General features: G+C 73.7%; 15 protein-coding genes and 1 riboswitch. Of the genes, 5 read left to right on the top strand and 10 right to left on the bottom strand.

Features of this window, described 5'->3' with window-relative positions; translation table 11 throughout:
- Positions 1–252: 252 nt before the first annotated feature.
- The 3 genes from ACZ518_RS27530 to ACZ518_RS27520 form a co-directional block, all read right to left on the bottom strand.
- Positions 253–1,002, bottom strand: a complete 750-nt coding sequence (locus ACZ518_RS27530; protein ID WP_469115683.1) for a transglycosylase family protein — start codon at positions 1,000–1,002, stop codon at positions 253–255.
- Positions 1,003–1,004: 2 nt separating this feature from the next.
- A riboswitch (cyclic di-AMP (ydaO/yuaA leader) is annotated at positions 1,005–1,177 on the bottom strand.
- A 275-nt stretch (positions 1,178–1,452) separates the two neighbouring features.
- Positions 1,453–2,484 carry a transglycosylase family protein gene (locus ACZ518_RS27525; protein ID WP_469115682.1) on the bottom strand — a complete coding sequence of 344 codons (1,032 nt, stop codon included), beginning with the start codon at positions 2,482–2,484 and terminating at the stop codon, positions 1,453–1,455.
- A 115-nt stretch (positions 2,485–2,599) separates the two neighbouring features.
- A complete protein-coding gene (locus tag ACZ518_RS27520; protein ID WP_469115681.1) occupies positions 2,600–3,892 on the bottom strand; it encodes a cytochrome P450 family protein in 1,293 nt (430 codons plus the stop codon).
- A 122-nt stretch (positions 3,893–4,014) separates the two neighbouring features.
- Between ACZ518_RS27520 and ACZ518_RS27515 the strand changes: the two genes are divergently transcribed.
- A complete protein-coding gene (locus tag ACZ518_RS27515) occupies positions 4,015–5,214 on the top strand; it encodes a globin domain-containing protein (RefSeq protein WP_469115680.1) in 1,200 nt (399 codons plus the stop codon).
- Between the two features lie 57 nt (positions 5,215–5,271).
- Here the strand turns inward: ACZ518_RS27515 and ACZ518_RS27510 are convergent, their stop codons facing one another.
- Together ACZ518_RS27510 and ACZ518_RS27505 are read right to left on the bottom strand one after the other, a co-directional pair.
- Complete coding sequence (locus tag ACZ518_RS27510) at positions 5,272–6,276, bottom strand: nucleoside triphosphate pyrophosphohydrolase (RefSeq protein WP_469115679.1); 1,005 nt, start codon at positions 6,274–6,276, stop codon at positions 5,272–5,274.
- Positions 6,277–6,304: 28 nt separating this feature from the next.
- Positions 6,305–6,931, bottom strand: a complete 627-nt coding sequence (locus ACZ518_RS27505; RefSeq protein WP_469115678.1) for a SurA N-terminal domain-containing protein — start codon at positions 6,929–6,931, stop codon at positions 6,305–6,307.
- A 177-nt stretch (positions 6,932–7,108) separates the two neighbouring features.
- On the opposite strand from ACZ518_RS27505, the gene ACZ518_RS27500 reads away from it, so the two are divergent.
- Positions 7,109–9,517, top strand: a complete 2,409-nt coding sequence (locus tag ACZ518_RS27500) for a YfhO family protein (RefSeq protein ID WP_469115677.1) — start codon at positions 7,109–7,111, stop codon at positions 9,515–9,517.
- Positions 9,518–9,544: 27 nt separating this feature from the next.
- Here the strand turns inward: ACZ518_RS27500 and ACZ518_RS27495 are convergent, their stop codons facing one another.
- The 3 genes from ACZ518_RS27495 to ACZ518_RS27485 form a co-directional block, all read right to left on the bottom strand.
- The gene (locus ACZ518_RS27495; RefSeq protein WP_469115676.1) at positions 9,545–11,059 is read right to left on the bottom strand and encodes a protein kinase domain-containing protein; all 1,515 of its coding nucleotides are present in this window, start codon (positions 11,057–11,059) and stop codon (positions 9,545–9,547) included.
- Positions 11,056–11,730, bottom strand: a complete 675-nt coding sequence (locus ACZ518_RS27490; protein WP_469115675.1) for a hypothetical protein — start codon at positions 11,728–11,730, stop codon at positions 11,056–11,058. The genes ACZ518_RS27495 and ACZ518_RS27490 overlap by 4 nt, the downstream gene beginning before the upstream one ends.
- 106 nt (positions 11,731–11,836) lie before the next feature.
- Entirely contained in the window at positions 11,837–13,927 is a 2,091-nt protein-coding gene (locus ACZ518_RS27485; protein WP_469115674.1) for an N-6 DNA methylase, read from the bottom strand.
- Between the two features lie 160 nt (positions 13,928–14,087).
- On the opposite strand from ACZ518_RS27485, the gene ACZ518_RS27480 reads away from it, so the two are divergent.
- Genes ACZ518_RS27480 through ACZ518_RS27470 form a run of 3 tightly spaced genes read left to right on the top strand, consistent with a single transcriptional unit; the run spans position 14,088 to position 16,559 of the window.
- The gene (locus ACZ518_RS27480; protein WP_469115673.1) at positions 14,088–14,849 is read left to right on the top strand and encodes a hypothetical protein; all 762 of its coding nucleotides are present in this window, start codon (positions 14,088–14,090) and stop codon (positions 14,847–14,849) included.
- A 58-nt stretch (positions 14,850–14,907) separates the two neighbouring features.
- Entirely contained in the window at positions 14,908–15,663 is a 756-nt protein-coding gene (locus tag ACZ518_RS27475) for a hypothetical protein (RefSeq protein ID WP_469115672.1), read from the top strand.
- Positions 15,664–15,695: 32 nt separating this feature from the next.
- Positions 15,696–16,559: a hypothetical protein gene (locus ACZ518_RS27470; RefSeq protein WP_469115671.1), complete on the top strand. Its 864-nt coding sequence runs from the start codon at positions 15,696–15,698 to the stop codon at positions 16,557–16,559.
- A gap of 13 nt (positions 16,560–16,572) precedes the next feature.
- On the opposite strand, the gene ACZ518_RS27465 is transcribed toward ACZ518_RS27470, so the two are convergent.
- Together ACZ518_RS27465 and mfd are read right to left on the bottom strand one after the other, a co-directional pair.
- Positions 16,573–17,127, bottom strand: coding sequence for a GNAT family N-acetyltransferase (locus ACZ518_RS27465; RefSeq protein ID WP_469115670.1), 555 nt, complete (start codon positions 17,125–17,127; stop codon positions 16,573–16,575).
- A 10-nt stretch (positions 17,128–17,137) separates the two neighbouring features.
- Positions 17,138–20,674 carry a transcription-repair coupling factor gene (gene mfd, locus ACZ518_RS27460; RefSeq protein ID WP_469115669.1) on the bottom strand — a complete coding sequence of 1,179 codons (3,537 nt, stop codon included), beginning with the start codon at positions 20,672–20,674 and terminating at the stop codon, positions 17,138–17,140.
- Positions 20,675–20,796 lie beyond the last annotated feature (122 nt).

Here is a 20,796-nt window from a genome sequence, read left to right as displayed (position 1 = left end):
CTAGAGCCTAACCGGCTCCGGGGTGTGGGCTGCCCGACCGCCCGGGTCCTGGGACGAAAAAGGGTCCGAATACCCGTCTTCCGGGACATAGGGGCCTTGTTTTCCGGGGCCCACCGGGAGACCGGATGGCGGAAGGCGGTGCTCCGGTTCCGGAATGCGGGTACCGGCGGACGACACGCCGCCGCCCGGCGCGTTGGGATACGCGCCGGGCGGTGGAGATGCTGCGGGGTGCCGCGAGTGTTACGCGGAGGTTCAGCCGAGCTTCAGCTTCTGACCCGGGAAGATCAGGTCGGCGTCGGAGACGGTGTCCTTGTTGAGCTCGAAGAGCTTCTCCCAGCCGCCCTTGACCTTGTTGGCCTCGGCGATGGTGCCCAGGGTGTCGCCTTCCTTGACCGTGTAGGAGCCGTTGCCCGTCTGCGGGGCCTCGGTCTTCGGGGTCGACGGCTTGGCCGGGGTCCAGTTGCCGGCGCCGGAGCCGGAGCCCTTGGTCTCGGTCTCGGTCTTCGGCGTGGACGGCTTGGCCGGAGCGGGCTTCGCCGGGGCCGGCTTGGCCGGAGCGGGCTTGGCCGGGGCCGGCTTCGTCTCGGGCTTCGGCTTGGCCGGGGTGGTGGAACCGCCGCCGTTGTACGAGGAGTTGGACAGGCCGACGCCGCAGTGCGGCCAGGCGCCCTTGCCCTGGCCCTTGAGGACCTTCTCGGCGATGGCTATCTGCTGGCCCTTGGTGGCCTGGTTGGCCTGCGCGGCGTACGCCTTGCCACCGTACGCGGCCCACGTGGAGGACGAGAACTGCAGGCCGCCGTAGTAGCCGTTGCCGGTGTTGATGGACCAGTTGCCGCCGGACTCGCAGGCGGCGACCTTGTCCCACTCGGCCGAGGTGGCGGCGCTGGCGGTACCGGCGGCCATCAGCGGGGCGGCGACGGCGACACCGGCGACACCGGCGAGCGTGACGATGCGGACGGCCTTGGAGCCGCGGCGGTGCTTGCCCTTGCCGGAAAGCAGCATGGATTTCTCCTCACCGACGCCTTCGAGGTGAGCTGTCGGGTTCGGGCGGATGAGTTGCCCGGTCACGCGGCGCGGCGCGTGTCTTCACCCCTAGCCGGTACGCGGGCCGTCTCTCAACGGCCGTTCCCGGCGCCTACCTTGGTTCCCCCGCTCCTGCCTTCGGCGCTTGCGCGACGACTGTTCCCTCCGTCCGCCGGCAGGATTCGGCGATGCGGTCGAAGGAGCCCGCGGTGGCGAGCGATTCAGAAGGTAGACGGGTCTCTCCCCGATGTTCAACGTGTGATTTTGGGGAGAAACCGGCCTACTTGCCTTCCTCAAGAGCACGTTTGTGCAGGTGAGAGGGGGGTTTTCGGAAGTTCCGGAACGAGACACGCCAGTTGTCCGGAAGAGATGCATGTCTCATTTGGCGATAACGGACATTCAACTCTTAATGGATGCCCGAACTGCCCCCTATTTCTTGGTTAGATCCAGGTTCTGTCCGGGCTTGATGAGGTCCGCGTCCCCGCCGATGACCTGCTCGTTGGCTTTGTAGAGCTCGCCCCAGCCCCCCTTGACGCCCTTGGCGTTCGCGATGTCCGAGAGGCTGTCGCCCGGCTTCACGGTGTAGACGGGCTCCGCGGCGGGTGCTGACACCGTGCCAGGGGCCGCCGGTACCTCGACGGCGGCCGGGCCGCGGTGCTTGCCCGAGCCGTCGGCCGCCTCGGCGGACGGGGTGCCCGTCGGGGCACCCGGGGTGGCCGGGGCGGTGGGCGTGACGCCCGGGGCGGGGGTGGCGCCCGGGGTGGCCGGGGCCGTCGGGGTGCCCGGCGCGGCCGGGGTGGCCGGCGCCGTGGGGGTGCCCGGGGCGGGCGTGGGCGTGCCGGGCGTCGTGGGCTGGACCGTGAAGTCCGGCTCGGGCATGACGGGCAGTCCGCTGGAGGGGCCCAGCGGGTAGTCCGGCAGCCCGCTCGGGCTGGACTGGGTGTTCGGCGCCGGGGTCGGGGCCCCGAAGTCCGTGGAGGGCTTGCCCTTGCCCGTCTTCGGCACCGAGGCGTCGGGCCGGGTCGGTGTGGGCGCGACGGGCCCGGGGTTCAGCTTGTCGCCCGGGTCCACCTCGGGGGCGGGGCCCTGCTGGGTCAGCCCGGCCGAGGCGGAGCACAGCGGCCACGCCTGGGGGCCCTGGGAGGCCAGCACCCGCTCGGCGACCGCGATCTGCTGGGAGCGGCTGGCGAGGTCGGGGCGCTCCGCGTACGCGAGTCCGCCGGCGTTGCGCCACTGCTCCAGGGTGAACTGCAGGCCGCCGTAGGCGCCGCTGCCGGAGTTCGCGCTCCAGGTGCCGCCGCTCTCGCAGTCGGCGACCTTGTCCCACGTGGCGGTGTCGGCTGCGTTCGCACCTGTGGCGGCGAGCAGCGGCATGGCCAGCGCGGAGCCGGTGACTCCTGCGGTGACGACGATCGCGGGTACCTGGCGGGGGCGTCTGTGGCGGCCGTTCCCGGGAAGCATGAGACTGCACCTTTCGCATAACGGCGGGGTAACGGCAGAACCTAGCCGCCTTCGAACGGATGTCACAAGTTCGACGGTGGACTGACTTCCGGTCAGTTCGGCTTCGCTCCCGCCCTCATTCGTTCGGGACTGTGAAGCGGACGGGGAGGGTGCGCAGGCCCCGCATGATGAGCCCGCCGCGCCAGCGCAGGTCCGCAGGGGGAATCGCAAGTTCCAGATCCGGCAGACGCTTCAGCAAAGTTCCGAGCGCCGTCTGGCCTTCGAGACGGGCGAGCGGAGCACCGAGGCAGTAGTGGATCCCGTGGCCGTATCCGAGGTGCTGATTGTCACTCCGGGAGAGGTCCAGGGTGTCCGGGTCGGCGAACCGCTCCGGGTCGCGGTCGGCCGCCGCGAGGACCACGAGCACGGGGTCCCCGGCCGCGATGTCCTGCCCTCCGAGGGTCAGCGGCCCGGTGGCGAACCGCCAGGTGGCGAGCTCCACGGGGCCGTCGTAGCGCAGCAGTTCCTCGACGCCGGTCTCCAGCAGCGCGCTCTCCCCGGCCGCGAGGGAGGCCTGGAGGCGCTCGCGCTGGTCCGGGTTCATGAAGAGGGAGTGGATGCCGTTGCCGATGAGGTTCACGGTCGTCTCGAAGCCGGCGAAGAGCAGGATGAAGGCCATCGCCGTGGCCTCGGCCTCCGTCAGATGGTCTCCGTGGTCACTTGCCCGGATCAGATCGGAAATGAGGTCGTTGCCCAGATCATCCCGCTTGCGGTGGATGAGTTCCCCGAGATAGGTGCGCATCTGCTTCACCGAGCGGGCGACCCCGCCGCGCGGCCCGCCGCCGTGCCGGATCATCATCCCGGCCCAGTCGCGGAAGTCGTCCTGGTCCTCGCGCGGTACGCCGAGCATCTCGCAGATGGCGTAGATGGGGAGCGGGAACGCGAACTCGTGGATGAGGTCCGCCTCACCCTTCCCGGTGCCGGACTGCTTTTCGACGATCTGGTCGATGAGGTGGTCGGTCAGCTCCTGGACGCGCGGGGTGAACTCGGCCACGCGCCGCGGGGTGAACGCCTTCGACACCAGCCGCCGCAGCCGGGTGTGGTCCGGCGGGTCGATGTTCAGCAGGTGCGTCATCAGCTCCGCCTTGCGCTCCCCCGGGATCCCGGTCTTGCCCTTGGCGTGCGCCGGCTCCGCGTGGTGCGCCGGGTTCTTGCTCAGCCGCTGGTCCGCGAGGGCCTGGCGGGCGTCGGCGTACCGGGTCACCAGCCACGCCTCGACCCCGCTGGGGAGCCGGGTGCGGTGCACCGGGGAGTTCTCGCGCAGCCAGGCGTAGGCCGGATAGGGGTCGGTCGCGAACTCCCAGTCGAAGAGCGTCGGCCCCTCGGGGAGGGACGGGTCGGGCTGGGCGGCGGAGGTCTGATCGTGCACCCGTCGACCGTATCCCGGCTCGCCGCCGGCCATCCCTTATGGCCGCTTCGTCGCGGCTGTCCGTAGATCGGACATCACTTGACGTCAGGTTCTGCGACATTCCTACTTTCGGTTCTGTGGATGTGAGGATCTTGAAGAGCAGTTTCGCGGTGGTGGAGAGAAGGGCCGAGCACGCGGTCAAGTACTTCTACTCCCACCTCTTCTGGCACAACCCCGGGCTCCGCGAACTCTTCCCGGCCTCCGCCGAGGACATGGAACGCCAGCGCGACCGGCTCTTCGCCGCGCTCACCCATGTCGTCGCCCACCTGGAGAGCGGGACCCTCGTCCCCTATCTGCGCGACCTCGGACGCGACCACCGCAAGTTCCTCGTCGGCCCCGAGCACTACGCGGCCGTCGGCACCAGCCTGATCGCCGCCCTCGCCCAGACCTCCGGCGACGCCTGGACCCCGGCCGTCGAGAAGGCCTGGTACGAGGCCTACCAGGTCATCGCCGACGCCATGACGGCCGGCGCCGCCGACAGCGACGAACCTCCCTGGTGGGAGGCCGAGGTGGTGCGCCACCTCCAGTACGGCGAGGACATCGGCGTACTGACCCTCGCACCGCGCACCCCGCTGCCCTACCGGCCCGGCCAGTACGTCAGCGTGAGCAGCGACCGCGTCCCGACCACCTGGCGCACCTACTCCCTCGGCAACGCCCCCCGCCCCGACGGCACCGTCGACCTGCACGTCAGCCGGATCGACGGCGGCCGGCTCAGCACCGCCCTGGTCCGCGACGTCCTGCCCGGCGAGCTGCTGCGGCTCGGCGCCCCCGGCGGACAGCTCACCCTGCGCCGCGAGGACCGCCCCCTCACCCTCATCGCCGCCGGCACCGGCTGGGCACCCGTCCGGGCCCTGCTGGAGGAACTCCTCCAGCACCCTCCCGACCACGACGTACGGCTCTTCGTGGTCGCCCGGGACGCCGCGCACCTCTACGACCGGCCCCTGATCGACCGGCACGCCGCCGCCTGCCGCTGGCTCGGCGTCACCTACATCACCCCCGCCCCCGGGCAGCACCGCAACCAGGCCACCGACCGGCTGGCGACCGCCCTCGGCAACCGCGCCCTGTGGCGGGAACAGGACGTCTACCTCAGCGGGCCGGCCCTGTTCATCGAGGAGACCTCCTACCTCCTCCAGGAGCTCGGAGCCCGCCCCGACCGTCTCTTCCACGACGCGGTCCCCGTCGCCGGGTCCCAGCGCACCCGCCCGCTGGGCTTCGGCGAGTGGTTCCTGCACCGCCCGGCCCCGCACTGGCACAACCCCTCGGCCCGCGCCCCGCGCGATTAGGCCGCGCCTTGGCCGCGCCTTGGCGTGTCCTGGCCGTGTCTTCCGGGGTTGCTCCGGTTACTCCCCCACGCCCTCGGCCGCGCGGATCGCGTCCCGGTAGACCCGGGCCGCCGCACGCAGCGCCGTCTCGGGGTCGGTCCCCGACGCCTCGGCGCGCGCCGCCAGCTCCAGCAGCTCGTACCCGATGCCCTCGCCCCGGGGCAGCTCCACGGCCACCCCGCCCGTGCGGGCCCGCCCGGCGAGCTTGGCCGCCAGCGCCAGGCCCGGCTGGCCCAGCGGGATCCCGTCGGTGACCGAGTCCCGCTGCTTCTCCACCGCCTTGGTGGCCTGCCAGTGGGCGCTGACGTCCTCCGGGGAGTCGGCCGTGGCGTCCCCGAACACATGGGGGTGGCGCCGGATCAGCTTGTCGACCAGGTCGCCCGCGACGTCGTCGATGGAGAAGGGCTCCGCCCCGTCCTCGCCGCCGCCCTCCTCCTCGGCGATCCGCGCGTGGAAGACCACCTGGAGGAGCACGTCGCCGAGCTCCTCGCGCAGCGCGTCCCGGTCGCCGTCCTCGATCGCCTCGACCAGCTCGTACGCCTCCTCGATGGCGTACTTCACCAGCCCCTCGTGGGTCTGCCGCGAGGTCCAGGGGCAGTCCCGGCGCACCCGGTCCATGACCTGCACCAGGTCCAGCAGCCGCGCCCCCGGCAGGTCGTACGAGCCGGGCAGCAGCTCCAGGTCGGGCATGGCGACCCGGCCCGAGCCGGCCAGCCGGGCCAGCCCGTCCGTCAGCCGCTGGTCGCCCTCGCCGGCCGGCAGCACGACGATCGTGCGACCCCCGGCGCAGGCCTCGACGAGCGCGTGCGCGTCCGGTACCTCGTGCGACACCTCGACCCCCGCCTCGCGCAGGTACGGCAGCTGCGGGTGGCCCGGGTCGGCGCACAGCACCCGGTCCGCGGCGTGCAGGGTCTGCCAGGCCGGCCAGGACAGCAGTCCGGGGGCGACCCGGTGGCTGGCGGTCAGCAGGACGATCCGGCCCGTGGGCTCGGCGGCAGCGGGAGCGGAGGAGGTGTCGTTCACCCCCCGAACCTACCCCCGCCCGCCGCGCTCAGGCTCCGGCGGGTGCCGCCTGCTCGGGGCGGGTCCGCTGGGTGATCCACGGCGTCTCCTGGTCCCCGAGCAGGATCTGCTGCGCGTCCCAGTGGCCGTAGCGCGGGTTGACCTCGATGTGCAGCGCCTTCGCCGCCTCCGCCAGCTTGACCAGTGCCTTGTCCTGGCTGCCGTAGTGCGCGAAGACCTTGTCCCGCAGCAGCTTGAAGCGGGTGTCCGCCTCGATCTGCCCCGGCGCCAGCTGCGCCTGCTGGAGCGCCGCGTCCCGCAGCGCCTTCTCCCCGCCGAGCTGCTCGATCTGCGCCTTGCGGACGTCCTGGACCTCCTTCGGGCTCACGCTCAGCCCGGCGTCCTCGGCGGCCCGCTCCAGGACGGCGCTCTGGATCATCTTGTTCAGCTTCAGCCGCTCCAGCCCGGCGGTCGCGCCGATCAGCTGCGTGCCCTGCTCGGACTTGTTCTGGGCGGCGCGCACGTCGCCGACCTGGGCCTGGAGCGCCGAGGTGGTGATGCGCTCACCCCCGACGACGGCGGCGGTACCGGGCCGGGTCCCACCCGAACACGCGGTCAGCAGGGGGGCCGCCGCGAGCAGGGCGGCGGAGACGGAGAGCGCAGTGCGACGGTGCAAAGGAGCCTCCAGGGCCGGGAGATTGTGCTTCGGTGCACAAGGGCCTTGCGGTGATCGATGGTATGCAGTCAGGGTGGCCCGAGCCACCGGTTCGACCAACGATTCCGGTGGTGTTGGGGTACGAGTTCACCCCCCGGTCACCGCGGAGTCCTTCCTTCCTGAGATCGTCGGTGCACCATGCCGACATCTCAACTCGCCCAGCGTCAGATTCCGGACCGGCCCGCGACACGGGCCCCGCGGGGCTCCGGGCGGGGGGCGGGGGTGCTCGGGGCGGTGTTCGCCTCGCTCGTCACGGCCGTCGCCGTGTGCGGCGGGGACGCCGTCGCGCGGGTGTTCCCGTACGGGCCGCGCCACCGCAGCGTCAACGACCTCGGCAACCAGTTCGTGCCGTTCCACGCGCACCTGTGGGACCTGCTGCACGGGCGGGCCCGGGGCGGTCTCCTGTTCAACTGGCAGTCCGGGTACGGCACCAGCTTCCTGCCCGACTTCGGCACGTACCTGACGAGCCCGTTCGCCGTGCTGGTGGCGCTGTTCCCGCGCGAGGACATCGACCTCGCGGTGTACGTGGTGACCGTGCTCAAGACGGCGGCCGCGGCCGCCGCCATGGCGTGGCTGCTGCGGACCCAGCGGCGCGGGCCGTGGTGGGCGGCGGGGCTGCTGGGGGCCTCGTACGCGCTGTGCGGGTGGTCGGTGATCGAGGCCGCCTACAACCCGATGTGGCTGGACGGGCTCGTCGCCTTCCCGCTGCTGTGCCTGACCGGCGAGTGGGCGCTGCGCGGCCGGCGGCCGGTGCTCGGGGTGCTGGTCGTCGCGGTGGGGTGGACCGCCAACTTCTACACCGCGTACATGGCCACGCTCGGCGCGGCGCTGGTGCTGGTGGTGCGGGTGGTGCTGACCCGGGAGGGGGCGCGCGAGCGGGCCGTGGTGGTCGGGCGGGCGGCGGTGACCACCCTGCTCGGGATCGGGCTGGCGACGCCGGTGCTGGTGCCGCTGTTCCTCAGCACGAAGCAGGCGTACCCGGGCTGGTCCAAGGAGTTCGGGCCGGTGCCGTGGTCCGACTTCTTCGCCCGGCTGCTCCCGGCCACGTACTCCTTCAACTCCCCCGCCGTGTTCGTGGGCACCGCGACCCTGCTGCTGGTGGCGGCCCTGCCGTTCCACCGGGCGCTGCCGGTCCGTACCCGCTGCTGGTGGGCGGGGCTGGTGGTGGCGGTGACGCTGTCCCTGCAGTGGGAGCCGACCCATCTGCTGTGGCACCTCTTCGCCACCCCGAACGGCAGCGCGTACCGGCAGACGTTCGTACTGGCCGGCATCGCGGTGATCGCCGCCTGGACGGGGCTCGCCGCGGGCGTGCCCGGCGTACGGGCGCTCGCGGCGGGCGCCGGTCTGCTGACGGCGGCCGCGCTGTGGGCGGGCGGCAGCCCCCTGGTGACGGCGTGGGGGTACGCGCTCTTCGCGGGCGGGCTGCTGCTGGGCGCCGCCGCCTGGCGGGCGCTGGGCCGGCGGCGGCTGCGGCCGGCGGCCGCGGGGCTGCTCGCGGCGGTGCTGGTGGCGCAGGCCGCGGCGGCCACGGCGTACGGGCACAAGGGCAAGCTGGCCGGGCTGGACGACTACCCCTCCTGGAACCGGGCGCACACCGCGCGCGCCCGCGCCCTGGCCGGGGCCGAGGGCTGGCCGGAGTACCGGACCGACGCGGGCCGGCCGGCGCTGTCGGGCAACGACCCGATGCTGCTGGGCGGTGAGGGCGGCGCGTACTACAGCAGTCACACCCCGGACGTGTTCACGCGGACGATGACGGCGCTCGGCGCGGGCTCGACCTCGCGCGGGCGCAGCGTGCAGAGCCTGGACAACCCGGTGACGGACGCGCTGTTCGCGGTGGGTGCCCGGCTGAAGCCCGACGGCACGGTCGCCCGCGCCGAGGCCCTGCCGCTGGTCACCGTCCGCCCGGCGGGGGAGCCCGGGGCGTACGGGGACTCGCCCTTCGCCAACCAGGAGCTGCTGCTGGGCGCGAAGGTGTACGAGGACCCGGTCGCGCCCGGCATCTGCCGGGCCGGGACGGAAGCGTTCCTGTGGGCGCCGGAGTACAACGCGACGGCCCGTCTGGCGGGCGGGCGCTCCTTCAAGCTGAACGGCAACCCGCCGAAGAACCGGGCGGCGCTCCAGTCGCTGGGGCTCTCGCGCGGGCCCGCCTCGAAGCTCGTCTTCGACCGCCCGGCCCCCGCGCGGTGGGCGCTGTCCTGCCTGGACGGGGCCCGGCTGGGCGCGGCGGTCGCCGAGCTGCGGGCGAAGGCCGCCACCGGCGTCCGGGTCACCTCCTCGGGGCTGACCGCCACCCTGCCCCGGGGCAGCGCCGGCACGGCGGTGGTGGCGGTGCCGGCCATCGCGGGCTGGAGCTGCGACGGCCGCCCGGGGCGATCCCGCCTCGGCCTGCTCGCCGTCCCGCTGGACGGCCGCACCACCACGGTGACCTGCGAGTTCAGCCCGCCTGGCCTGCCGGCCGGGGCGGCCGTGGCGGGGGTGTCCGTACTGGTGTCGGCCGGGCTGGCGCTGCGGCGCCGTCAGCGGGGCGCGGGCGCGGTGGTGCAGTAGCCCGCGGCGTCCGGGCCACCGAACCGGTCACCGCACCTGGCCCAGCCATTGCAGGGTGCGGCGGACCTCCACCGGGAGGGGGTGCGCCGGGCCGTGCACGCGGTCGGCGTCGTAGAGGAGGCGGACCAGGGTGTCGTGGGCGGCGGGCCGGTCGCCGAGGGAGAGCAGCAGGTGCGCTATCCGGCGGCGGACCTCCAGCGGCAGGCCGGGGTCCGGGTTGGCGTAGTGGTTCTCGAACAGGGGCAGCAGCGAGCGGTACTCCGCCAGGGCCGCCGCAGGTTCGCCGAGCTGCTCCAGGCACTGCGCGGCGTCGTAGCGGAAGCGCAGCGACTGGGGGTCCCCGGCCGGGAACTGGTCGGCGAGGCGTCGCAGTTCGGGCAGGGCGCGGCGGTACTGGCCGTCGTCCATCAGGGTGGCGGCGTACTGCTTGCGCAGGCTGCGGACCACCGGGGAGTGCTCGCCGTGCTCGGCTGCGGCCGCCGGGAGGATGTTGCCGAGGATGTCCACGGCCTGGGTGAGCCGGCCCTGGTCCAGCAGCTTGCGGGCCTCGTCGACCGCGCCGGGGATGTCGGGGCGGGGCGGCGCCGGGGGTGCGGTGGGGCGCGGGGGCACGGCGGCGGCCCGGTCGGGCCAGGGGGCCTGGGGGCGGAGGAAGGGCCGGGTGGGGTCGAGCGGGCCGGAGGGGAGGCGGCTGCCGGGGGCCGGGAGCAGCGGCACGAGTGCCTCGTAGACCTCCTGGGCGGAGGCGGGCCGGTCCTGCGGGTCCTTGGCGAGGAGGCGCAGCAGGACCGCTTCCAGCTCCGCGGGGATCTCGGGGCGCAGCGGACGGACCGGGGCGGGGGGTTCGTAGAGGTGGCGGTGCAGGACGCCGAGGGCGGTGGTGCCGGCGAAGGGGACGCCGCCGCTGAGGAGTTCGTACAGCAGCACGCCGAGGGCGTACAGGTCGGTGTACGGGCCCACCGCGCCGCCCATGGCCTGTTCGGGGGCCATGTAGGCGGGGCTGCCGATGGGGGAGCCGGTGCTGGTGAGGCGGGTGGTGTCGGTGTCCATCACGGAGGCGACGCCGAGGTCGAGGACGAGGACGGTCCCGTCGGGGCGGATCATCACGTTGCGCGGCTTGAGGTCGCGGTGGACGATCGGCACCGCGTGCACGGCGGACAGCACCGCGCACAGCTGCGCCACGACCGCGACGGCCCAGGGCCAGGGGTAGGGGTCGTGTTCGGCGAGGTGGTCGGCGAGGTCGGAGCCCTCGACGTAGCCCATGACGAGGTACAGCTCGTCGCCGTCGCTGCCCGCGTCGTGGACGGTGACCAGGCCGGGGTGGTCGACCTGGGCGGTGACCCGGCATTCGCGCACGAAGCGGCGGCGCAGCTCCTCGGCGACGGTGCCGGGGCCGGCGACCTTGTCGGGGCGCAGCAGCTTGACGGCGACGCGGCGGTCGAGGCGGCGGTCGTAGGCCGTCCACACCTGGCCCATGCCGCCCTGGCCGAGGACGGTGGCGAGCTGGTAGCGCTCGCCGATGAGGCGTTCAGGCTCGGTCACCGCTGCGGGTCCTGGAACGCCGTGGTGTTCGGGTCCTGGTAGGGGCCGCCGGGCTGCGGGGGCCGGGGCGGGTTCTGCTGGCGCAGGAGTTCGCTGAGCTCGTCGAGTTCGGCGCGGACCTGCCCGAGGCGCGGGGGCTGGGCGGGCTGCTGCGGGGGTACGGGCGGCTGGGCGTTCTGCGCGTTCTGCTGTCCGGTCGGCGGGTAGCCGTAGCCCGGCGTGGTCTGGTGCGGCGGCTGCGGCTGGTGGTGCTGCGGCTGGTGGTGCTGGGCGTACGGGGCCTGCGGCGCGGGCGGGTACCAGGGCGCCGGGGCCAGGGCCTTGGCCTCGTGGTGCTTGATGTCGGCGACGAGGTAGTACACGCAGATCGCGAAGCCGGTGAAGATCGAGCCACCGGCGCCGAGGTTGCCCTGCCAGCCGTCGGTCTTCTCCGTCGGGTCGAGCCCGATGAAGGTGATCCACGCGACCGACAGCACCAGGCTGAGCACGAGCAGCGCCCAGTCCCGGGCCTTGCGGGTGAGGATCGCGAGCCGCAGCATCGAGCCCCAGGCGAAGAAACCGCAGCTGAGGACGGGCAGCGCCGTGAACAGCACGCGCAGCGTCATCGCGGCCCCGGAGAGGGGCCGGTGGCCGTGGGGGCCTTGCTGCGGCGGGATGCCGGGGCCGTGCATCGGTGCTCCTGACGGGCCGTGCGGAAAGGTGACGGCTCGAAGCGTATACAGCGTTTCCGGCCGTTCGTGAGGGGATGGACCCAACCGTTGCAGGGTCGCAGCACGGTCAGTCCGGTGTGACGCTGCCGTCCGACAGCCCGTCGTAGAGGCCTTGTACGAGCTGCTCCCCCAGGCGTCCCGCCAGCCTCAGCGCGTCCTCGAACTCGGCGAGCGCCCGGAAGCGGGCCCCGTAGCGCCGCTGTTCGGCCGGGGGCAGCCGGGGCAGCTGGAGCCGGCGCACGTCGAGGCGGGTGGCGGTGGAGGCGTGGCTGCTGGCGCGGCGGGCGTTGGCGGTGCCGCGCAGGAACCCGGCGAGGAACCAGGGGTCGAGGGCGGCCGGGTCGGGGCGCAGCAGCTGGAGGTTGCGGCCGATGACGGCGCCGGCTCCGCTGGCGGGGTCCCCGGTGACGACGCGGGCGGCGGAGAGGGCGCCGACGACGGGGACGACGACGTCGCCGGGTTCGGCGACCAGGGTCTCGCCGGTGTCGGGTCCCGGGGTGGCCACGGTGCCGGAGGGGGCGGTTCCGGCGTAGACGTCGTACTCGGTGAGGACGGGCAGCTCGCCGCTCCCGGTGCCGGTGCCGGCGCGCAGCAGCAGGGCTCCGGCGCGGGCGAGCTCGCCGACGGTGGTCTGCGGGAGCGGGGCGGCCGCCGGGGCCGCGGATCCGGCGGATCCGGCGGATCCGGCGGCGGAGCGTCCGGCGGGGAACGCGGGCGGCGGGTTGAGCCGGGCCGCGCGGGCGAGGGTGGCGTCGAGCCGCTCGCGTACGGCGGCCAGCTCGGCGAGGCCGCCGCCGGCGGCGGGCGGGGGCAGGTGGCGGGCGGGGGTGAGGTCGACGTCGTCGTCGAGGAGTTCGATGACGGGCACGACGCGGCTGACGCCGGGGGCCTCGGGGGTCGCGCCGGTGCGGTCGTAGGCGGTCCAGGTGGCGAGGACGGCGTCGCGTACGTCGGGCCAGGCGGCCCGCGCCTGCGCCGGCCCGTCGGGGTCGAGGCCGGCGGTGTCCACGAGCAGCAGCCCGGCCGGGGCGGCGGCGCCGGGGGCGGGCTTGCGCAGCACCCACAGCTGGAGCGGGATCCCGTACGGGGGCGCGGCGCCGGCGGGGAGGGAGACGACGGCCCGCAGGGCGCCGCGGCGCAGCAGGTCGGCGCGGATCCGGCGGCCGGAGCGGCGGGCCGCGGCGGCTGGCGGCATGAGCAGCACGGCGGTGCCGCCCTCGCGCAGTCGGGCCAGGGCGTGCTGGATCCAGGCGAGTTCGGATTCGGTGCGGGCGGGGAAGCCGTACTCCCAGCGGGGGTCGTAGGCGAGTTCCTCGTGGCCCCAGTTGCGTTCGTTGAACGGCGGGTGGCAGAGCACGGCGTCGACGGCGGCGTCGGGGAACGCGTCCGCGCGCAGGCTGTCGGCGGCGGCCGCGCGGACCTGGGCGGAGCCGTGCAGGGCGAGGCGGAGCGCGGCGAGCGCGGCCAGTTCGGGCGAGGCGTCCTGGGCGTGCAGGACGGCGGCTCCGGTGAGGGCGCGCAGCGGGCTGCCGGTGCCGCAGGCGGGGTCGAGGGCGGTGCGGACGCCGGGTCCGGCGAGGCCGGCCATCAGTTCGGCGCAGCCGTCGGGGGTCAGCGTGTACTGGCGGGGGTTGGCCTCCAGGTGGCGGCCGAGGAGGAACTCGAAGGCCTGGCGGGCGCCGAGTCCGGCGGCGAGTTCGGCGACGGCGCGCAGCAGGGTCACGGCTCCGGCGGCGGGCCGCACGGTCACCGGGTGGCCGGCTCCCAGCCGGGCGGTGAGCGCCTCGTCCCGTACGGCGGGCAGCCGCTCGGCGAGCCGGTCGTCGGGGAGGGCGGCGAGCTCCAGCCACCGCGCGGGGCGGTCGCGTACGACGAGCAGCGCGGCGCCGGCTTCCACGAGCGCGGCGACGGCCCCGCCGGGGTGGGCGGTGATCTGCTGCCAGACGCGTTCGCGCAGCGGGACCTCGGCGAGTTTGCCCTGGGCCCGCAGCCACTCCTCGACTTCGGGCAGCGCGAAGGAGGGGCTGGTCTCGGTGCCGCCGACGGGCTTGGGGAAGTCGGGGTGGCGGCGGCGCCAGTTGCTCACGGCGGCCCGGCCGACCCCGGCCAGGCGGGCGATCTCGGCGGCGGTGACCTCGGGGACGTTCTCCTCCAGCATGCCGGGAGCATACCGGTACACAGCCGGGAATCCACTTCACAGCGTGAATCCAATCAATCCTGTGAATCGTGTTGACTCGGTTCACAGGCTCTGTTGTGATGTTCCCGTCAACAGCGGAGAACGCCGGCCGCACCGAGAGATCCGAGACAGGAGCACACCCATGTCCCAGTCCTCCACCCCGCGCCACAGCTGGATCGCCCGCCACAAGGTCCTCACGGGCACCGGCGCGCTCGTCGCCCTCGTCGCGGTCGGCGCCTGCACCGGGGGCGGCGGCACGGGCGGCTCGAAGGACTCCGGCGCGAAGAAGCCGGCCGCGTCCGGCAGCAGCAAGCCGGGCAGCGGCAAGCCGGGCGGCGGCCAGACGAGCGGCGGCAAGACGAGCCAGAAGCCGTCCGAGCCGAAGAAGGACGGCACGAAGGCGGCGATGCGCGGCAACGGCACCTTCCAGGCCGGCTCCGGCCTCCAGCCCGGCACCTACCGCACCACCGGCAACAAGGGCCTGGGCTGCTACTGGGAGCGCGCCAAGGACGCCTCGGGCGAGGTCGAGTCGATCATCGCCAACGACAACGTCGTCGGCACCAGCTACGTGACCATCGAGGCGGGCGACAAGCTCTTCAAGTCCAGCGGCTGCAACGACTGGGAGACCGTCGACCCGAAGGCCGTCTCCGACGCCCCGAAGACCGAGGCCGCGGGCGACGGCGGCATGTTCAAGGTGGGCCTCGACCTCGCCCCCGGCACCTACAAGTCGAGCGGCCCCGCCGAGGGTTCGGCCGGATGCTACTGGGAGCGGGCCAAGAACGCCGCCCACGACGTCGACTCCATCGCCGCCAACGACAACCCCACCGGCCCGGCCGTCGTGACGATCTCCGCGCAGGACGGCTACTTCAAGACCACGGGCTGCGCGACCTGGAAGAGGTCCTGACTCCAGCGCGGCCGGATACCCTCCGGGCTCCTGAACGATCCCAGGGGGGGACCAGCTCATGCGCACCACCATGCCCGCGACCATGTCCGCGACCGCGACCGCACTCGCCTGCGCGGCCCTGCTGACCGCCACCGGCTGCGGCCCCGGGACCGGCGCGGCGGCCGGGTCCCCGGCCTCCTCCGCGGCACCCGACCCGCTCGCGGGCAAGGACCCGGCCGCCGTCCTGCGCGCCGCGTACCAGGAGACGGACGGGGCGGCCTCCAAGTCCGCCGTGGTCCAGCGCACGATCGGCGACCGCGAGATCACCGCGGAGCTGACCTTCGAAGGGGAAAGCGGCTGCTGGGGCAAGGTCACGGTCGCGCGCGCCGGAGTGGGAGAGGTCCTCATCGACGACGGCAGGCTCTCCTTCAGGGGGGACGAGGGCTTCCTGAAGAACCAGTTCGGGGACGCGCCCGTCACGTCCCCGGACACCGACGAGGGCTGGATCGACGTGCGTCCGAGCGACCCTTCGGTCGCCCACCTCCTCGCCCTGTGCGAGGAGGGGTACCCCGCCGACACCTTCCCCTCCGCGCTCACCGGCATCCGGCGGGAGGCGGACACCTCCCAGAACGGCAAGCCGGTGGCGGTGTTCAGGTCGAAGGCGCCCGGCGGCGCCGACATCACCGACCACGTCCTGCTGGACGCGGTGCCGTACCTGGTCAAGCACCGGCAGCAGGGACCTGACCCGCGCTCGGTCGAATACCGGGGCGTGCGCCCGCCCGCCGCCTCCCCGTCCCGGGCGGTGTCGGACGCACCCCCTACCCTCGGGTCCTGAGTCCTGATCACCAGTCCACGGGGGGAATCCACATGCGCAGCCGTACGAAGACCACCGCGTCGGCGGTCGCCGCCGCGGCCCTGATCGGCGTCGGGCTGGCGGCGTGCGTGCCCGCCGACGGCCGGGCCTCCGACGTCGGGAGCCGCGCCCGCGCCGCCCGGACGCCCGCCGCGTCCGCGTCCCCGTCCGGGCCCGCGTCGCCCTCGGTCCCGTCGGACGCCAAGGGCGAGCGGGCACTGGCCGACCTGTCGGGGGCGGAGGTCCTCACCCGGGCCGGTGAGGCCACGCGCAAGGCGCAGTCGCTGCACGTCACGGCCACGGTGGAGTACGAGGCCAAGCCGATGAGGATCGACCTCTCCCTCGACAAGAAGGGCAACTGCAACGGCGCCGTCCGCCTCGACGGGATGGGCCGGCTGGACATCATCAAGTCCGCCGAACTCGTCCACTTCCGGGGCGACGCCGCCTACTGGCGGGGCGCGGCCAGGCAGAAGCACGCCCCGCAGAAGCAGGCGGACCAGATGGTCGCCACGCTCGCGGACCGCTGGGTGAAGATCCCCGCCACCGACCCCCGGGCCGCCCCGATGACCGGCAGCTGCGACCTCGGCAAGCTGACGGGGGACCTGGGCAAGAGCAGCCCGCTCGCCCGCAAGGGCGCGACCGGCGCCATAGACGGCAAGCCGGCCCTGTCGATCACCTCCCCGGCCCGGCAGGGCACCCAGACCGACTGGGTCGCCACGCAGGGCGAGCCGTACATCCTCAAGTCGACCGTCAGCGGCGACACCACGGGCGAGGCCCTGTTCTCCGCCTTCGGCGTCCCGGTCGACACCGCCTCCCCGAAGGACTCCGACGTCCTGGACCTCTCCAAGATCGGCGGCCCGGCGGCCGAAGCGGTCTGACCGGGCCCGCCGCTCAGGCCCCGGCGGACCGCACGTGCAGGTGGCCGCTGAGCGGGAACTCGGGCGGGGCCGCCGGGAGGGTGGTGCGGAAGGCGTAGCCGCTCTTCTCCGCCACCCGGCAGGAGGCCGCGTTGTCCTCCTGGTGCAGCAGTTCGAGGCGTTCCAGTCCGGAGCCGGCGAAGGTCTCGAACGCCCAGGCCGTGAGGGCCTCCAGGGCGCGCGGGGCGACACCCCGGCCCCGCGCGCGGGCGGCGGTCCAGTAGCCGACCTCCGCCGAAGGGCCGTCCGGCACGGGCCTCTTGAGGACCGCTCCGCCCACCAGCCGGCCCGGCTCCCCCTCCAGTACCGCGAACCCGAACCGCAGGCCCGCCTCCCAGTCCCGCAGCTGCTCCGCCACCCGGCGCAGCCCGTCCGCCGTGTCGTCCGGGGGCTCCGCGGTCCAGCGCCGCAGGGCGGGATCCGCGTACGCCTCCACGAGCGCGGGGACGTCGCCCTCGCGCCAGGGGCGCAGCGACAGGGCCGGGAAGTCCGCCGTCGCGGCGGACCGGAGGGTCGTCGGCTTGATCATCACTGGTCCTTCAGGAGCCGAGGATCGTGGTGAGGAACTCACCGGTCCAGGCCAGCAGTTCACGGCCGACCAGCGGCTTGCCGCCGACCTTGGCCGTCTTCGGCCGCGGCACCAGCACCTGCGAGGTGGCCGGCTTGAGGACCGTCCCCGGGTACAGGCGCTTGAGGCGCAGCTCCTGCGACTCCCGCAACTCCACCGGCCCGAAGCGGATGTTCGGCCCCTGGAGGGTGATGTCCCCGACCCCGCAGGCCCGCGCCAGCATCCGCAGCCCCGCCACCAGCAGCAGGTTCTCCACCGGCTCCGGCAGCTTGCCGTAGCGGTCCGTCAGCTCCTCCCGCACGGCCTTGATGTCGGCCTCGGAGTTCGCCGCCGCGATGGACCGGTACGCCTGCAGGCGCAGCCGCTCGCCGGGCGCGTAGTCGTGCGGGACGTGCGCGTCGACCGGCAGCTCGATCTTCACCTCCAGCGGCGGCTCCTCCTCCGCACCGCCGCCCTCGACGGCGGCCCGGTAGTCGGCCACCGCCTCGCCGACCATCCGGATGTACAGGTCGAAGCCGACGCCCGCGATGTGCCCGGACTGCTCGCCGCCCAGCAGGTTGCCCGCGCCGCGGATCTCCAGGTCCTTCATCGCCACGTACATGCCGGCGCCCATCTCGGTGTGCTGGGCGATGGTGGCCAGCCGCTCGTGCGCGGTCTCCGTCAGCGGCTTCTCCGGCGGGTACAGGAAGTACGCGTACCCGCGCTCGCGGCCGCGCCCGACACGGCCGCGCAGCTGGTGCAGCTGGCTCAGGCCGAAGTTGTCGCCGCGCTCCACGATCAGGGTGTTGGCGTTGGAGATGTCGATGCCGGACTCGACGATCGTCGTCGAGACCAGCACGTCGAACTTCTTCTCCCAGAAGTCGACCACGACCTGCTCCAGGGCCTGTTCCGACATCTGGCCGTGGGCCGTCGCGATCCGCGCCTCGGGCACGATCTCCCGCAGCTTCGCGGCCGCCCGGTCGATGGACTCGACCCGGTTGTGGATGTAGAAGCACTGGCCCTCGCGCAGCAGCTCGCGCCGGATGGCCGCGCCGATCTGCTTCTCCTCGTACGGGCCGACGAAGGTGAGCACCGGGTGGCGCTCCTCCGGCGGGGTGGTGATCGTCGACATCTCGCGGATGCCGGTCACCGCCATCTCCAGGGTGCGCGGGATCGGGGTCGCGGACATCGTCAGCACGTCCACGTTGGCGCGCAGCTTCTTCAGCTGCTCCTTGTGCTCGACGCCGAAGCGCTGCTCCTCGTCGACGATGACCAGGCCCAGGTCCTTGAACTTGGTCTCCTGCGAGAACAGCCGGTGCGTACCGATGACGATGTCCACCGAGCCCTCCTTGAGGCCCTCCAGCGTGGCCTTGGACTCGGTGTCGGACTGGAAGCGGGACAGCGCCTTCACGTTGACCGGGAACTGGCTGTAGCGCTCGGAGAAGGTCCCGAAGTGCTGCTGCACGAGGAGGGTCGTGGGGACCAGGACGGCCACCTGCTTGCCGTCCTGCACCGCCTTGAAGGCGGCCCGGACCGCGATCTCCGTCTTGCCGTAGCCGACGTCGCCGCAGATCAGACGGTCCATCGGGACCGACTTCTCCATGTCCTCCTTGACCTCGGCGATGGTGGTGAGCTGGTCGGGCGTCTCCGCGTACGGGAAGGCGTCCTCCAGCTCGCGCTGCCAGGGGGTGTCCGGGCCGAAGGTGTGGCCGGGGGCCGCCATGCGCGCGCTGTACAGCTTGATGAGGTCGGCGGCGATCTCCTTGACCGCCTTCTTCGCCCGCGCCTTGGTCTTCGTCCAGTCGGCGCCGCCGAGCCGGTGCAGGGTCGGGGCCTCGCCGCCCACGTACTTGGTGACCTGCTCCAGCTGGTCGGTCGGGATGTACAGGCGGTCGCCGGGCTGGCCGCGCTTGGCCGGCGCGTACTCGACGAGCAGGTACTCGCGGGTGGCGCCCTGCACGGTGCGCTGCACCATCTCGATGTAGCGGCCGACACCGTGCTGCTCGTGCACGATGTAGTCGCCGACCTCCAGGGTGAGCGGGTCGACGGACTTGCGGCGCCGGGTCGGCATCCGGCCGAGGTCCTTGGTGGCGGTGCGCTGCCCGGTCAGATCGGTCTCGGTGAGGACGGCCAGCTTCAGCGCCGGGTCCACGAAGCCGTTGTCGATCGAGCCGCAGGCGACGTGGACGATCGAGGGCTCCAGCGCCCCCAGCCGCGGCTCCAGCCGGGCGGCGATGCCCTCGCCGCCGAGCACCTCGACGGTGCGGGCGGCCGGGCCGTGGCCCTCGGTGAGGTAGACGGTGTGCCAGCCGTCGGAGATCCAGCCCTTGGTGTCGGCGAGCGCGCGGGCGGTGTCGCCCCGGTAGGCCTCGGGGGCGTGCATGCCGAGCTTCAGCACGTCACCGCCCACCACCTCTTCGCCGGCCGCGAAGGGGGACACCGACCACCACATCATGCCGATCTCGCGCGCGTGCTCGCGCACGTCCGCGATCCCGCGCAGCGAGGCCGCGCCGACGTCGATCGGGGCCTCGCCGCCGCCGGCGGTGGCCGCCCACGAGGCCATCAGGAACTCCTGCGAGGTGGCCACCAGGTCGGCGGCGCGGGTGCGCACCCGCTCCGGGTCGCAGACCACGGCCATCGCCCCGGCGGGCAGGACGTCGATCAGCAGCTCCATGTCGTCGACGAGGACCGGGGCGAGGGACTCCATGCCCTCGACCGCGATCCCCTCGGCGATCTTGTTCAGCAGCTCGCCGAGCTCGGGGTGCTCCTCGGCCAGCGCCGCGGCCCGCTCGCGCACCTCGTCCGTGAGCAGCAGCTCCCGGCAGGGCGGGGCCCACAGACCGTGCTCGGCGATCTCCAGGGAGCGCTGGTCGGCGACCTTGAAGTAACGGATCTCCTCGACCTCGTCGCCCCAGAACTCCACGCGCAGCGGGTGCTCCTCGGTGGGCGGGAACACGTCGAGGATGCCGCCGCGCACGGCGAACTCGCCGCGCTTCTCGACCAGCTCGACACGGGCGTACGCGGCCGCCGCCAGGGCCTCGGTGATCACGCCCAGGTCGGTGGTGTCGCCCTGCCGCAGACTCACCGGCAGCAGGTCCCCCAGCCCCTTGACCTGCGGCTGGAGCACGGAACGGATGGGGGCGACGACCACCGAGACGGGCCCGGCCGCCGGGTCCTCCTTGCTCGGGTGCGCGAGCCGGCGCAGCACCGCGATCCGGCGGCCCACGGTGTCGCTGCGCGGGCTGAGCCGCTCGTGCGGCAGCGTCTCCCAGGCCGGGTAGTCGACCACCTCGTCGGGGGGCAGCAGGGAGCGCAGGGCGGCGGCGAGGTCCTCCGCCTCCCGCCCGGTGGCGGTGACCGCGAGCACGGTCCGCTCGGTACGGGAGGCCAGCGCGGCGATCGCGAAGGGCCGGGCGGCGGGCGGGCCGACGAGGTCCACGTGCATGCGGTTGCCGTCCCCGGCCGCGGTGACCGCCTCGGCGAGGGCGGGATCCCGGGTGACGGCGTCGAGCAGTCCGTGCAGGCTCATGAGACAGGCTTTCCATCCGGTGAGGGGTACCGAGGGCAACGCGAAGGACCCGACACGTGAACGGGCCGGGGGTTCCCACCCTATGACGCCGCTCCCCCGGCCGCGCGGGGCATTGGAGGGTG

This window comes from Streptomyces sp. NPDC033966 (assembly GCF_055575955.1).
Note: the sequence above shows the minus strand (reverse complement) of the source record. Positions and strands in the feature narration are given on the sequence as shown.

Bases quoted from the DNA above. Each gene is read 5' to 3' on its own strand.
- ACZ518_RS27530 (WP_469115683.1), bottom strand. From the start codon at position 1,002: ATGCTGCTTTCCGGCAAGGGCAAGCACCGCCGCGGCTCCAAGGCCGTC.
- ACZ518_RS27525 (WP_469115682.1), bottom strand. From the start codon at position 2,484: ATGCTTCCCGGGAACGGCCGCCACAGACGCCCCCGCCAGGTACCCGCG.
- ACZ518_RS27500 (WP_469115677.1), top strand. From the start codon at position 7,109: ATGCCGACATCTCAACTCGCCCAGCGTCAGATTCCGGACCGGCCCGCG.
- ACZ518_RS27490 (WP_469115675.1), bottom strand. From the start codon at position 11,730: ATGCACGGCCCCGGCATCCCGCCGCAGCAAGGCCCCCACGGCCACCGG.
- ACZ518_RS27485 (WP_469115674.1), bottom strand. From the start codon at position 13,927: ATGCTGGAGGAGAACGTCCCCGAGGTCACCGCCGCCGAGATCGCCCGC.
- ACZ518_RS27480 (WP_469115673.1), top strand. From the start codon at position 14,088: ATGTCCCAGTCCTCCACCCCGCGCCACAGCTGGATCGCCCGCCACAAG.
- ACZ518_RS27475 (WP_469115672.1), top strand. From the start codon at position 14,908: ATGCGCACCACCATGCCCGCGACCATGTCCGCGACCGCGACCGCACTC.
- ACZ518_RS27470 (WP_469115671.1), top strand. From the start codon at position 15,696: ATGCGCAGCCGTACGAAGACCACCGCGTCGGCGGTCGCCGCCGCGGCC.
- ACZ518_RS27465 (WP_469115670.1), bottom strand. From the start codon at position 17,127: ATGATCAAGCCGACGACCCTCCGGTCCGCCGCGACGGCGGACTTCCCG.
- mfd (WP_469115669.1), bottom strand. From the start codon at position 20,674: ATGAGCCTGCACGGACTGCTCGACGCCGTCACCCGGGATCCCGCCCTC.